General features: G+C 70.2%; 12 protein-coding genes and 2 pseudogenes. 6 read left to right on the forward strand and 8 right to left on the reverse strand.

Annotated elements, in window-relative coordinates:
• The first annotated feature begins 128 nt into the window (after positions 1–128).
• The gene (locus ACZ3TS_RS21565; RefSeq protein ID WP_467620156.1) at positions 129–710 is read left to right on the forward strand and encodes a TetR/AcrR family transcriptional regulator; all 582 of its coding nucleotides are present in this window, start codon (positions 129–131) and stop codon (positions 708–710) included.
• Between the two features lie 58 nt (positions 711–768).
• Here the strand turns inward: ACZ3TS_RS21565 and ACZ3TS_RS21570 are convergent, their stop codons facing one another.
• From ACZ3TS_RS21570 to ACZ3TS_RS21595, 6 genes are all read right to left on the reverse strand, one after another.
• Entirely contained in the window at positions 769–1,551 is a 783-nt protein-coding gene (locus tag ACZ3TS_RS21570; protein WP_467620159.1) for a TIGR03943 family putative permease subunit, read from the reverse strand.
• On the reverse strand, positions 1,548–2,564 hold the full coding sequence (locus tag ACZ3TS_RS21575) for a permease (protein ID WP_467620160.1): 1,017 nt from the start codon (positions 2,562–2,564) through the stop codon (positions 1,548–1,550). The genes ACZ3TS_RS21570 and ACZ3TS_RS21575 overlap by 4 nt, the downstream gene beginning before the upstream one ends.
• A 119-nt stretch (positions 2,565–2,683) precedes the next feature.
• The gene (locus tag ACZ3TS_RS21580; protein WP_467620162.1) at positions 2,684–4,516 is read right to left on the reverse strand and encodes a phosphatidylglycerol lysyltransferase domain-containing protein; all 1,833 of its coding nucleotides are present in this window, start codon (positions 4,514–4,516) and stop codon (positions 2,684–2,686) included.
• A gap of 207 nt (positions 4,517–4,723) precedes the next feature.
• A complete protein-coding gene (locus ACZ3TS_RS21585; protein WP_467620165.1) occupies positions 4,724–5,383 on the reverse strand; it encodes a hypothetical protein in 660 nt (219 codons plus the stop codon).
• Positions 5,384–5,526: 143 nt separating this feature from the next.
• The gene (locus tag ACZ3TS_RS21590) at positions 5,527–6,333 is read right to left on the reverse strand and encodes a helix-turn-helix domain-containing protein (protein WP_467620167.1); all 807 of its coding nucleotides are present in this window, start codon (positions 6,331–6,333) and stop codon (positions 5,527–5,529) included.
• Positions 6,334–6,570: 237 nt separating this feature from the next.
• On the reverse strand, positions 6,571–7,131 hold the full coding sequence (locus ACZ3TS_RS21595) for a hypothetical protein (RefSeq protein WP_467620168.1): 561 nt from the start codon (positions 7,129–7,131) through the stop codon (positions 6,571–6,573).
• A gap of 400 nt (positions 7,132–7,531) precedes the next feature.
• On the opposite strand from ACZ3TS_RS21595, the pseudogene ACZ3TS_RS21600 reads away from it, so the two are divergent.
• From ACZ3TS_RS21600 to ACZ3TS_RS21620, 5 genes and pseudogenes are all read left to right on the forward strand, one after another.
• Positions 7,532–7,945: pseudogene (locus ACZ3TS_RS21600) on the forward strand (TIM barrel protein); the annotation flags it as partial.
• 179 nt (positions 7,946–8,124) lie between these two features.
• A pseudogene (locus tag ACZ3TS_RS21605) lies at positions 8,125–8,541 on the forward strand (type 1 periplasmic-binding domain-containing protein); the annotation flags it as partial.
• Between the two features lie 384 nt (positions 8,542–8,925).
• On the forward strand, positions 8,926–9,477 hold the full coding sequence (locus ACZ3TS_RS21610; RefSeq protein ID WP_467620170.1) for a hypothetical protein: 552 nt from the start codon (positions 8,926–8,928) through the stop codon (positions 9,475–9,477).
• A gap of 343 nt (positions 9,478–9,820) precedes the next feature.
• Complete coding sequence (locus ACZ3TS_RS21615; RefSeq protein ID WP_467620172.1) at positions 9,821–10,810, forward strand: pirin family protein; 990 nt, start codon at positions 9,821–9,823, stop codon at positions 10,808–10,810.
• Positions 10,807–11,238 carry a tetratricopeptide repeat protein gene (locus tag ACZ3TS_RS21620; RefSeq protein WP_467620174.1) on the forward strand — a complete coding sequence of 144 codons (432 nt, stop codon included), beginning with the start codon at positions 10,807–10,809 and terminating at the stop codon, positions 11,236–11,238. The genes ACZ3TS_RS21615 and ACZ3TS_RS21620 overlap by 4 nt, the downstream gene beginning before the upstream one ends.
• A 201-nt stretch (positions 11,239–11,439) precedes the next feature.
• Here the strand turns inward: ACZ3TS_RS21620 and ACZ3TS_RS21625 are convergent, their stop codons facing one another.
• On the reverse strand, positions 11,440–12,759 hold the full coding sequence (locus ACZ3TS_RS21625; protein WP_467620175.1) for an epoxide hydrolase family protein: 1,320 nt from the start codon (positions 12,757–12,759) through the stop codon (positions 11,440–11,442).
• A gap of 73 nt (positions 12,760–12,832) precedes the next feature.
• Positions 12,833–13,351 carry a helix-turn-helix domain-containing protein gene (locus ACZ3TS_RS21630; RefSeq protein ID WP_467620176.1) on the reverse strand — a complete coding sequence of 173 codons (519 nt, stop codon included), beginning with the start codon at positions 13,349–13,351 and terminating at the stop codon, positions 12,833–12,835.
• Between the last annotated feature and the right edge of the window lie 5 nt (positions 13,352–13,356).

The raw sequence follows: 13,356 nt of genomic DNA on the forward strand, positions 1-13,356 counted from the left end.
GCCGTCGGCGACGCGTGTGGCCCCACGCGTCCACGGCGAGCGCACCCCGACTGCTAAAGTGGAGGTACGCCTCCACTGTACCGGAGGTGAACCTCCGCTTCAACCTCGTTCCGGCCAGGGAGGCAGTAGTGACGGCTCAGCCGTTCCCCGTCAGCGAGATCGTCGCGTCCCAGCGGCCGCACCGGAAGGACGCCGCCCGCAACTACGACGCCCTCATCACCGCGGCGCGCGAGGCCTTCGCGGAGCACGGCGCTGAGGCCTCCCTGGAGGACATCGCCCGCCGCGCCGGCGTCGGTATCGGCACGCTGTACCGGAACTTCCCCACCCGCCGCCATCTCTTCGAGAGCGTGTACGCGGGAGAGGTGAACGATCTGTGCCGGGTGGCCCGGGAGGTCGCGGAACTGGAGCCGTGGGAGGCGCTCACCTCATGGCTGCGCCGCTTCGTGGACTACACGGTGACCAAGCGGGCGATCCGCGAGGCGTTGGACGACGAGTCGGACATCTTCCTGGCCTGCCGGGAGTCCATGTACCAGGCGGGCGGCCCCTTGTTCGAGCGGGCTCAGAAGGCGGGCGAGGCCCGTACGGACATCGGCTTCGACGACCTGCTGCGCATGGTCGCCGGGATCACGGCGACGAACTTCCTCGACGACGCGCAGCGGGACCGGGTGCTGAACGTGGCACTGGACGGGGTGCGGGCACCCGGCCACTGACCCGCTCCGGGCGCCGCCGGTCTGCCGGGCACGCTCCATGGGCCGCGTGGGCCCGCCCTTACTGGTTCCAGCTCTCGTCGTACGGGTCCTTGGGGGTCGGGACCGGCTTGGCCTGGGCGACGTCGATGAACGGGATGATCCCGCCGTTGACCGGGTCCTTGACGCGCCTGCCGGTGAAGGTGCCGGTGACGTCGAGCCAGGAGTCGGGCTGCAGGACGGGCGGCAGCTTTCCGGCCAGGCCGATCTTGACCGGCTGGGCGTCGGCGGCGCAGCAGTTGAGGGCCATGCGCACGAGGTAGGGCGTACCGCCGTGGTCGAGGGCGACGAACCCCGTGATCTCGACCTTGCGGTCGCCGAGGGAGCGCCCGTGCCCGTACGCCGCGCGGCCCGCGTAGTCCACCAGGCTGAGCCGGACCGGATCGCCGGGCGGCAGGGCCGGATAGGCCAGTGGCGGCTGGAGCGCCGTGCCGGTGCGCAGGGCGCTGTAGGAGCCGAGCGCGGGCGGGGCGACCAGGATGAGGGCGAACAGGGGCAGCACGAGGAGCCAGGAGATACGGGGCTCGCGGTGACCGTGACCGTCGTGCCCACCCGGGACAGCGCCATGGTCGTCGCCGTGCCCGTCGCGCGTCTCCCCCGCGCCTCGCTGCCGCCGGACCGCCCGCGCCCTGCGCAGTTCGTACCAGGCGGTGGCGGCGGCCGCCATGACCAGTACGGTACCGGCGGCCAGGAGCAGCGGCTGCAGGCCGGCCTTGACATAGCGCAGGTACAGGCTGGTGGTGCCGGCGTGCAGCATCGCCCCGCCCACCAGGAACAGCACGGCCGCTTGTGCCTGACGGTTCACACCAGCACCGCCCCGACCAGGACCGACACCAGGATCGCGAGCACGAACGTGGCGGGCGCGAACCGCAGCGCGAAGGAACGGCCGAACGTGCCGGCCTGCATCGCGAACAGCTTCAGGTCGATCATCGGTCCCACCACCAGGAACGCCAGCCGGGCCGTGAGCGAGAACTGCGACAGCGACGCGGCCACGAACGCGTCCGCCTCGGAGCAGATCGACAGCAGCACCGCGAGGACCGACAGCGCGAGGATCGCGACCGCCGGATTGCCGGCCGCCGTACGCAGCCAGCTCGCCGGCGTCACGGCCTTGAGGGTGGCCGCGGCCATGGCGCCGACGACCAGGAAGCCTCCCGCGTGCATCACGTCGTGCCGTACGGAGTCCCAGAACGCGGCGCCCTTGCTCTGGCCCTCGTACGAGGCGCGGGCCGGTGGCCGGAGCCAGTCGGTGCGGCCGAGACGCTGCCACAGCCAGCCCATCGCGCACGCCACCAGCAGGCTCGCCACGAACCGGCCGAGGACCATCTCCGGGTTGCGCGGGAACGCGACTGCCGTGGCGGTCAGCACGATCGGGTTGATCGCGGGAGCGGACAACAGGAAGGCCAGCGCCGCCGCGGGCGTGACGCCCCGGCGCACCAGAGCCCCGGCGACGGGCACCGATGCACATTCACAGCCGGGCAGAACCGCCCCGGCCACCCCTGCGACCGGCACCGCGAGGGCGGGCCGCTTCGGCAGCGCACGGGCGAAGAACGACGGCGGGACGAACACCGCGAGGGCCGCCGAGAGCAGGACGCCAAAAACGAGGAAGGGCAGGGCCTGGACGACCACGGCGAGGAAGACGGTCATCCAGCTCTGCATCACCGGCGCGCCCAGCGCCCGCCGAATCGGTCCCTGTCCGACGACCAGCAGAAGCAGCAGCAGGATCAGGCCATGGGAGGAGGTGAACTGCCGGCCCTGCTCGGCCTCCTCGTCGCCGTGGCGCCGGTCGGCCGGGGCCGGGGGTGCTTTGACGATCGTCACGGGCGGGTACCTCCGGGAGGGGCGGCGCAGGGGGCTTCCCTCTCCTCTACGTCGTCCCGGGTGCGATGTCTCACCACGGACCCGGGACTTTGCCGCTCAATGACTCTTGCGGTACCCGCTCATTGACTCTTCCCGTACGCCAGGCGCGGCGGCCCCTGCGCGGCCGGGGTGTGCCGCCGTCCGAAGAGGGACGGCAGCCTCGGGACGGTCAGGAAGCCCTCGGCGCGGGCGCTGGCGATCCCGATGCGCGGGATGTCGCTGCTCTTTTCGAACAGCAGGAAGCGCGGCTCCCACACGGGCCGGTACTTGGCGTTGGCGCGGTAGAGCGACTCGATCTGCCACCAGCGGGAGAAGAAGGTCAGCACCGAGCGCCACAGCCGCAGGACGGGGCCGGCACCCAGGCGCGAGCCACGTTCGAAGACGGCACGGAACATGGCGAAGTTGAGCGACACCCGCTCGATGCCGAGTTCGCGGGCGCGCAGCAGCAGCTCGATGACCATGAACTCCATCAGGCCGTTCTCGCAGCCGCGGTCGCGCCGCATCAGGTCGAGGGAGAGGCCCTTCTCACCCCAGGGGACGAAGCTGAGCAGGGCCCGGGGTTCGCGGTCGCTGTCACGGCACTCCAGCATCATGCAGCAGTCGTCGGCGGGGTCGCCGAGGCGGCCCAGCGCCATGGAGAAGCCGCGCTCGCTGCCGCCGTCGCGCCAGTGGTCGGCCTTCTCTATCAGAGTGGCCATCTCGGACTCGGGGATGTCCCCGTGGCGGCGGATCCGCACCGTGTACCCGGCTCGGCGGACACGGTTGTGCGCCTGGCGCACGACCCGCATCGCCCGGCCCTCCAGGCTGAAGTCGGCGACCTCCACGATCGCCTCGTCGCCCAGTTCGAGGGCGTCCAGGCCATGGCGGGCGTAAATGGTCCCGGCCTCCTCGCCGGCACCCATGACGGCGGGCGTCCAGGCGTGGCGCCGGGCCTCCTCAAGCCACTCCTCGATGGCTCCGGGCCAGGCCTCGGGGTCGCCGATCGGGTCACCGGCGGCCAGGGTGACGCCGCCGACCACGCGGTAGGTGATGGCGGCCTTGCCGCTCGGGGACCAGATGACGGCCTTGTCGCGGCGCAGCGCGAAGTAGCCGAGGGAGTCCCGCTCACCGTGTTTGGCGAGCAGGGCGCGCAGCCTGCGTTCGTCGTCCTCGCCGAGGAGTTCCCGGCCGCGGGGCGCACGGAAGCAGGCGTACAGGACCAGGAGGAAGGCGATCGCGATCAGGACGTTGATGGTGATGTCCACCCAGCGCGGCGCGTGCACGGCGTCGATGCGGTCGGCGAGCGGGCCGACACTGACGCCGCGCAACAGCGTGTACGCGATCTTGTCCGTCAGGGTGGCTCCGGAGACCTTGTTGGTGGCGTCCACCAGCAGCGTGCCGATGCCACCGCTGACCAGGATTCCCGCCGCCCCGACGATGAGCGCGAGCCGCGGGTTGGAGCGGTCGCCCACGGCCCGGAACTCCTTGCGGCCGAGCAGCAGCGCGGCCACGAACAGGCCGGTGAGCAGGGCCGAGATCCAGTTGAAGGCGTGCCGGCGGTAGGCGTCCTGGGTCAGTGCGAGCACGTAGAGCGCGAACAGCGGACCCGCCAGCAGCATGTTGAAGATCCACGCGGCCCGTTTGCGGCGGCGCATCACCAGGGCGAGGAACAGCGCGAGGGCCGCCGAGACGAGTCCGGCGGTGGCCAGGTAGGGAGTGAAGAACTCACCGACGTTGTGCTCGTGGACCTCTTCACGGAAGGGCAGCGAGAGGACCGCCACGATGTTCAGCACGGCCTGCAGCCTCAGGTACCAGACCGTGGCGACGGCCGCCGCCGGGCGCAGGCGCGCGAGCGGGGCCGGGCGTTCCCCGGCCGGATCCTGCGGGCGCCGGTCGCGCTGCTGGCGGATCGGTGGTTGTTGCTGTGCGGGCACCGCGATGACTCACCTTAACGAGAGGCCGGAGCGACCGGCGTGGACGGAAGCTGACATGGGCGGCTGGACAGTCTGCCCTCAGTTCTCCCACACGCCGACACCCTACATTTCGTAGGGGTAACGGGGGCCTCACCAAGGTAGGAGTCCGGCAAAGACGAGTCGCCTCGGGGGCTGCGGACCGTTCACCCGTACGGGAAGCCGCGGCGGCTAGGTCCTCTCCTCCGCCCCCACGACGCGGTCCTGGTCCCCGCGCCCGCCGTCCGCTCGCTCGGAGCCGACGCGCTCGAGCAGGAACGGCACCAGCCCCCGCTCCAGTACGGCACGCTCCCAGTCCTCACGGGCGCGGCGCACCTCGGGATCGCGGTCGGCGGGATCATCGCCGCCGCGTCCGCAGCGGCCTCGCGCGCGGGCCACCAGGAGCCAGGCGAGGTCCCCCAGGGCCGCTCCCGCCGTCACGGCGGCGGCGATCACCCCGGCCATCACGAGCCCGTCGCCGATGTGCGGGCGCACGGCGAAGGCACGCAGACCGAACCCGCACAGCAGGAACACACCGGTGGCAGCGGCCCCGAGGCTCGGCACCAGCACCGCGAGCACGGGCAGCAACCCGCCCTCGGTCCCGCCCTCGCCGCGTGAAGGCCGCTCGTCACGAGCGGCGGCACGCCGCGCGAGGTAGTGGCGGTACTCCTCGGCCGCGACGCCGACGAGGTGGTCGCGCGCCTCAAGAGCCTGTGCGCGCAGCCGCTCGCGCGGGAGGCCCGCGCCGGCGGTACCGATCGCGGCGGCGACCCGCGGAAGGTCCAGGGCCCGGTCCACCGTCCGCTCGAAGACCGGGCCGCTCTCTGGTGACGGCTCGTCCGACTCCTGCACAGCTCCCCCGATGGGCGACGATGCGCCGGCCGATACCGACCGGCGGACGGACGAGCCAAACCCTACAACATGTAGGACATTCGTCAGGTGAAGAGTGCTGACGTGGAGCACTCCGGTCGACCGCCCCCGGTGAGATCATCCGCTCAGCGCTCCCCGGCCGACCGCACGTCCAGGCCGGTGCACGCCAGCTTGCCGTCCACCTCGGCACACGCCTCCACACCTTCGGGCGAGGACACGGCGAGCATGGGGCTCGCCGTGCCGTCGGAACCGTCTCCCGGGTACGCCGCGGACAGCACGTCCCGCCCCGAGCGGACGGAGATGACGCGGGCGTCCGACGCTCGCGCCTCGACCTCGGCCCAGGCCGCGCCGCAGGACGGGGAGTACTCCAGCCGCACCGCATAGGAGGCGGCCCGGACCGTGTTCTTGGTCTGCGCGTCCCGGTCGCAGGCGGAGACGTCGGGCAGCTGCCCCTGGCAGGAGGCGCCCCGGCACCGGGGGGATGCCGTCACCTGCCGCCCGGCGGGCGCACCGGAGCGGTGGGCCGTGACGAGGGTGACGGCCACGGCGGTCACGGTGACGATCAGGACGAGCGCCGACAGCGGCAGCCGGCGGAGCCGGACAGGCCGCCGCGCGGGTCCGTCGTCGTACGAGGACGCGCCCACGGCCGGTGGGCGTTCGGCCGTCTCCCACAGCGCCAGTACGGGGGCGGGGTCGGCGTTGGCGAGCCGCGCCAGCGCCTCCACCGCCGAGCTGGGAGGCCGCTGAACACCGTTGAGATACCGGTGCCAGGCGGATTTGCTGTACGGGGTGCGCGCGGCCAGGGCCGCGAGGCTGAGCCCGGTACGTTCCTTCAGATCGCGCAGTTCCGTCACGAACGGCCCGTCGGTCTGCGTGGGCGGGGCGGCCGCCGGCCGGGAGAACGCCGCCGTTCGCGCTGCGCCTGCTTTCACGGTCTGGATCCCTGGGGCTGTCGCATGACCTGTCCCTCAACGCTGATTCCATTTTGGGCAGTTCGCCCTTGTTGTCGGAATGTGTTCCCGTCGCTGTGGTGCCGCCACACATCGATATCGGCAGGAGATATCGGCAGGAGATAGGTGAGTCACCGGGACACGGGCACACCGACGGCCTGCCCGGGCACACGGGTGACCGGGCAGGGCGTTCCTTCGGGAGAGGTGAGGTGGGGCGCGTCAGCACCAGGACACGGCGCTCCGCGTACGGACGTAGTGGGCGGATACGTATCCCTTGCTGCCGGCGAGCTTGTACCAGTGCCGGTTCCCGAAGACGTACGAGCCGTGCTTCTTGCAGACCAGCAGCAGCCGGCCCTGGACATGGCGGTGGCCGACCACGCGGTAGCCGAGGCCGGGGCCGGAGCGGACGTTCAGCGGGGTGTGGCGCGTGGCGACACGCCCGACGACACGGGCGGAACGGTGGTGGTACGCCGTCCATGTGACGTGGTGGACACGACCGGCGTGACCCATGTGCCGAATATGACTGACGTGTCGGATGTGACGAGCATGACGCACGTGACGCGCGTGGTGGTGGCACCGCGTGGAGTGGTGCACACGGTGACGGACGGGCGTGTGCCGGGCGGGGACGGGAAGCAGCGGGTGCAGGCGGTGCGGGACCGTCGCCACAACCGGCGCCGCCGGGGTGGCGTGGTCGCCCTCGACGGCCACGGCCGCCGTGGGCACGAGCGCGAACATCGCGATCGCGGCCACCAGGCCGCTCTGCAGTGTCCGACGAATCATGGAAACCTCCGTGCTGACAGTGCCGATCACGAAGCGTGATCTCACGTCGCCCAGCGTTTCCATGCCGAGGGCCGGGAATGCCGTTCCGTCGTTCCAGGGATGAGCGGGATGTCCCATGGGACGGGCGCGCGCCCTCAACTCCCGGCGCACCATTCCGTTGGCGACGCTGCACCGGGAGTGGATCGACAACTGCACCTGCAAGGCGCCAGGTCGAACCGCCGTAGACGGCCCATGACCCGGCCACGGCGGCCGTCGGCTGCGCGCCCGAGCCCACGGTGGCCGGTCGCGGTCGCCGACGCCTCGCCGCGCACATACGGCGCCAGGTCGGCGGTGACGCCCACCGTGCCGTACAGGCCGACGGCTGCCGGTGGTGCCGGTGACCGGCGAGGTCACGGGTCCGATGTGGGTCGCCGCCCGTCGCACGCTCACCCGGCTCGCCGAGTTGGGCGAGAGCGCCGGCGTCACCTTCACCCTCGAGAACCTCAACACGGCGGTCGACCACCCGGGTGTGCCGTTCGCGACGGCCGCCGACGCCCTCGCCCTGGTCGCGGCGGTGGACCGCCCCGGACTGCGGACGAACCTGGACCTGTACCACGCCCAGATCGGCGAGGGGAACCTGATCGAACTGGTCCGCCGGGCGCACGGGCTCGGGCTGATCGGCGAGATCCAGGTGGCCGACGTACCCGGCCGCCACGAGCCGGGCACCGGCGAGATCCGCCACCCGGCCGTGGCCCGCGCCCTGGCGGAGCTCGGCTACGACGGCACGGTCGCCATGGAGGCCTGGGCCTCCGGGGGCGACAGCGAGCGCGCCCTGGAGCGTTTCCGCTCGGCGTTCGCGCTTCGAACCGCGGTCACCCACGGACGTACGGAGAACCCGCATGACCACCCAGCACACCCTCGCCATCGGCCTCGTCGGCGCCGGACGCATGGGCTCCTTCCATGCCGAGACCCTCGCGCACCGCTTGCCCGGAGTCCGTCTCGCCGCCGTCGCCGATCTCCCTCCCGGACGCGAGCACCCGCACCCCCCAGCAGGTCTCCTCCCTGCTGTCCCGCCTGGGTGACACCTGGACCTACTCCGCGGCCATCAACGACCTGTATTTCGGCGACGCGGCCCCGGCCCTGCGCGCCAGGGGGAAGCCCGGAGCCGGCCCCCCGTTCAACGTCGGCGCGGGCGACGGCGACCTGTCGGCCTTCCAACGCATCAACAGCCGCCAGTACCAGTCGGCGACGGTCCCTGAGCCGCTGATCCAGCAGGGCTGGCAGATGATCGACGAGTTCAACCGGGCGTTCGCGGGGGAGCCGGCGAGTGGATATGTGGCACCGGTGCATGTCGCTACCGCGGAGAACACGGGTGGGGCCACGGCTTGGGATCCGGTCGGGTATCAGGAAGCGTACCGAAAGATCTGGGGGACCTGGACGGGCCCCTGCACGGCAGCATTCGGTGTCAGCCACGCAGCAGCCACGAACGGCCCCGCAGCACGGAATCGCGCCCGAAGGTCAGCCTCACGAAGACCACTGGCGGAGCCCAGCTCCGTCCGGCTCGCGAAGTCCGGGTCAGCCTCGGCCGGCTGGTGCCGGTCGTCTTCCTCGGAATGACGGCGATCATGGGCGTGGTGTTCGCGGACGCCGAACCGGACGGAGGAGCCGCCTGGGTCGCGTGGGTTCTGTAGCACGCCGGCTTCGCGTGAAGCTCACATCGACACCGGACCGGGTGATGCGGCAGAACAGGTGGACAATTCACTGCCCGGACTGTTAGAGAAGTGATCACAGGAAGTCGATCACCGGGGGACACTCGTGTACTCAGCCGCGCGTCGCGCAGCGCCGATACTGCTGGCGGCGGTCCTGCTGGCGGCGTGCTCGTCCGGGCACGACAGCGCTTCCGGACACGACAGCGCTACGGCCGCGCCCCTCGGTGGTGCCCCGTCCTCGACCGCGCCGAGCCCCACTGCGAGCAGCGACCCGTCGAGTCCCGGCTCGTCGCCGGCGAGCCCTTCCGGGGCGGACTCCCCGACCACGGAGGCCGCGCCGGGAGCGGCGGTGCCGCAGGTCCGGGACGCCTTCGCCGTGCTCCAGGCCACCTACAACGACGGCTGCACCACCCCGGGGAACTGCGAGTACTTCCTCACCCGGGTGCTGACCAACCTCGACGACCTGTACAACTCGATGAAAGCCAGCCCGAAGGGAAGCGGGCACTTCGCCGGTCCCCTCACCTGGATCCACGCGATGCAGGACACCCTCGAGGGCGACTTCTCCTTCCCGAACCTCAAACGGCACCAGAAGCTCCTGCTGGGCACCCGGGACAAGGTCAACACCTGGATGCAGTCCCACCCCGACGACTACCGGTAAGGCCCCGACAAGGTCATCCCCGCCGGGTCCTCGAACGGTTCGCGCCCGGAGCCCGGGCGAACTGCTCGGGCTGGCCCAACGGGTCCGGAGACGCCGCGAAGCCAAGGGCAGCGAGCCGTGGTCGTGGACTGTCAGGAGCTGTCCACGACCCCCGCCGTCCGGGCCGTCGGCGCCCTGCTGGTGAACTCGCACGGTGGACCGGAACGGCCGGAGGGTGTGATGCCTGAGCCGGGGGCGCGGCGCGGAATGATCCCGGATGGTTGAATGTTGGAGTACATGCACGACAAGGCCTGCCGAGGGATGTGCAGCATCCGGATCGGCCACCGCACCCGAGGAGGATGACATGCCCGCCGTGACCGTGGAGAGTCCGCTGCGGCTGCCCCGCATCCCCGAGCTAGATCCGCAGGCGACCGAACAGCGGGCCGTCCGCTCGGTGACCGCCGCGCCACAGGGCTTCGAGGGCGAGGGGTTCCCGGTGTACCGCGCCTTCGCGGGCGTTTCGCTGCGCGAGCTGGACCCGTTCATCCACATGGATCAGATGGGCGAGGTCGAGTACGCGCCCGGCGAGCCCAAGGGCACCTCCTGGCACCCCCACCGCGGCTTCGAGACCGTCACGTACATCATCGACGGCCGGATGGAGCACCAGGACTCGCACGGCGGCGGAGGCGTGATCACCGACGGCGCCACTCAGTGGATGACAGCCGGCAGCGGCATCCTGCACATCGAGGCGCCGCCCGAGGACCTCGTGGTCTCCGGAGGCCTTTTCCACGGCATCCAGCTGTGGGTCAACCTGCCCCGCGCCAACAAGTGGAACCCTCCCCGCTACCAGAGCATCGAGGGTCCCCAGGCGACACTCCTGTCCTCACCGGACGGCGGCGCCCTGGTACGTCTCATCGCGGGAGACGTCGCCGGGCACCGCGGCCCGGGCAGCACCTTCACGCCGATCACCATGGTGCATGCCACGCTCAGTCCCGGTGCGCAACTGGTCCTGCCCTGGCGGCCGGACTTCAACGCCCTCGTCTACGGCCTGTCCGGGCACGGCACGGTCGGCGCCGAACAGCGCCCCCTGGCCGCCCACAACCTGGCCGTCTTCGGGCATGGAGAGGCCCTGACCGTCGAGGCGACCGCGAAGCCCGACACCCGCACACCGAACCTGGACGTGCTCATCCTGGGCGGCCTGCCGATCCGCGAACCGATCGCGCACTGGGGGCCGTTCGTGATGAACACCAAGGCCGAGGTCATGCAGGCGATCGAGGACTTCAACAGCGGCCGGCTCGGGTTCGAGAACGCCGGACGGATGCCGCACACGACACCGGGAGAGGAGATCTCGTGATCGACAACTTCAACGACTACCAGGCGAACGGCGAGGTCGCGGCCGACCGCTGGGCGACGGCCCTGCACCTGTTCGACAACGGCGTCGGCGTCCCGCACGAGGAGACCACCGCCGAGCGCTGGGAGCGGGCCCAGTTGCTCTTCGCGGCCAAGGACTACATCAAAGCCGCGAAGCTGCTCACCGCCGTCGTCGAGGAGGCCCCGAACCAGACCGGGCCACGGCTGTTGCTGGCCCGCGCCTACTACCACTCGGCGCAACTGCGGCGCGCCGAGGAAGAGTTGCGCGAGATCATCGACCGCGAGCCGGTCGAGCACTACGCCCACCTCATGCTGGGCCGCACCCTGCAACGACAGGGACGCCACGACGAGGCCGAGCCGTGGCTGCGCATGGCCGCCGCCTTCTCCGGCGAACTCACGGCCGGCGGCTGACCGACAGGAGCATCGCCTCCGCGTCCACAGGTGCGAGGTGGCGTCGGGCGAACCGATGCCACCTCCCGCGGGCCACGGCATGGTGGGCCTGGAGTGACGATCCGAAGTCGAGGGGGCGAGCAGACTCGGCCCCCTCCGCTCCCGCATCTTCATGCCACCCCGGTGGCAGCTCGGGATCGCGGCGTACAACCCGACCTTCGGCTAGCGCAGCCACCTGAACGCGGCTCGGAGTTCGTCGGTAAAGATATCCGGGACTTCCCAGGCTGCGAAGTGACCGCCGTTGTGGGCCTTATTGAAGTAGACGAGCTTGTGGTAGCTGCGCTCGGTCCAACTCAGCGGCGCCTGGTAGATTTCACCAGGAAATACTGTGACAGCGGCCGGTATGGAAACCGAGACAGCGTTGAAGTTGTTGGCGTTGTTCTCCCAGTAGAGGCGAGCGGAAGAAACCGCGGTGTTCGTGACCCAGTAGAGCGTGATGTCATCGAGCATTTCATCCTTGGTGAGTACCCGCTCGGGATCACCGCCGCTGTAGGTCCACGCGGCGAACTTGTCGTACATCCAGGCGGCCAGTCCGACGGGCGAGTCCGACAGTCCGTATCCCACAGTCTGCGGGCGAGTGACCATCATGGCGGAGTAGCCCGAGCCCGTCTTGTAGAAGGCGGCCAGTTTGTCGTATGCAGCTTTCTCGTCGACGGACAGGCCGGCTGGGGCCGGATCGCCGCATTCGAGTTTCTTGGCGATGTGCGCGGGGACGGTGGCGGGGAAGTTGACGTGGACACCGAGCAGTCCCGCGGGTTGCTGCACCGCCATCTTGTCCGAGATCACCGCACCCCAGTCGCCACCCTGGGACACATAGCGCTTGTATTCCAGGCGCTCCATCAGTACGGCCCAGGCGCGCGCGATCCGGTCGGGGCCCCAGCCGGTACTCGTCGGCCTTTCCGAAAAACCGTAGCCGGGCATCGAGGGTATGACGAGATGGAACGCGTCCTCCGCGCGTCCCCCAAAGGCCGTGGGGTTGGTGAGTGGGTCGATCACATTGAGAAATTCCAGGACTGAGCCCGGCCAGCCATGGGTCAGGATCATCGGCAAGGCGTTCGCATGGCGAGAGCGGACGTGGATGAAATGAATATCGAGCCCGTCGATCTCGGTGAGGAACTGCGGCAAGGAATTCAGCCTCGCCTCGACGTTCCGCCAACTGTAGGCCGTTCCCCAGTGGCGTGCGAGTTCTTGAATTTTCGCCAACTGGACGCCCTGGGACTGGTCGCGGACAGTCTCACGGTCGGGCCACCGGGTCGCGATGATGCGTCGACGGAGTTCGGCCAGATCCTGCTCCGGAACGTTGACGTGGAAGGGGCGGATGCTCGCACTCCCGGTCGTCGCGGCCTGCCTCCCGGAGTGCAGACCGAAAGCCTCGGTGGTTCCGGAGTGCAGACCGAAAGCCCCAGTGGTTGCCACGGTCATCGCGGCGGCCGAGACGGAGAGGAACTCCCGACGAGAGTGCCGCTGGGGAATTTCGGACATGGCAGATCTCCTTGAAGTCATTCCATGTGTTTTCGCCACGTGTTTTCGCCATGCGTTTTCGAGGAATAACCCTTCACTGAAACTCAAATTCCTCAACAACAGCGGAAATCCAGCACACAATTCCTACAACCCGGCGAACTCCACCCAGATCCGAGCCGGAGACAGAAAACAATGAGATGCCGACTTCGCATTCAGCGACATCGTGACTGAATGTAACGTTATTTAACCTGCTGTGAACCCGCAACTCGAGTCCGGGAGCCGCGGACGACGTGAACGTCGGCTTGAGGGCTGAGCAGCCTGTCGTTGATGGTGCGGATGTCCAGCCGGCGTTGTCAGGCGCGGGTTCAACTCGGGCCCGCGGCCCCGTGTCTGACCCACTGCACGCCGCGCGAGGGAGAGTTGGGGGACGCCGCAGGGATCGGCAAGGGAGCGTCCGGTACGCCCGGCGATGCGGCGCAGGCGGCATGCGCACCGTGTTGGGGTGAACGTACAGACGCTTGGCGGCCTCCCCGGCGGATCCGCCGCAGCCGCACCAGACGTCCGGCGTGTCCAGTGGACACAGAGCAGCACCGCGGTGGCTCGGCCCGGGCACCCGGG

This window comes from Streptomyces sp. NPDC022910 (genome assembly GCF_055561075.1).

What these genes read in the sequence shown, in the direction of transcription:
- ACZ3TS_RS21595 (WP_467620168.1), bottom strand. Translation starts at nt 7,131, where the DNA reads ATGATTCGTCGGACACTGCAGAGCGGCCTGGTGGCCGCGATCGCGATG.
- ACZ3TS_RS21625 (WP_467620175.1), bottom strand. Translation starts at nt 12,759, where the DNA reads ATGTCCGAAATTCCCCAGCGGCACTCTCGTCGGGAGTTCCTCTCCGTC.
- ACZ3TS_RS21615 (WP_467620172.1), top strand. Translation starts at nt 9,821, where the DNA reads ATGCCCGCCGTGACCGTGGAGAGTCCGCTGCGGCTGCCCCGCATCCCC.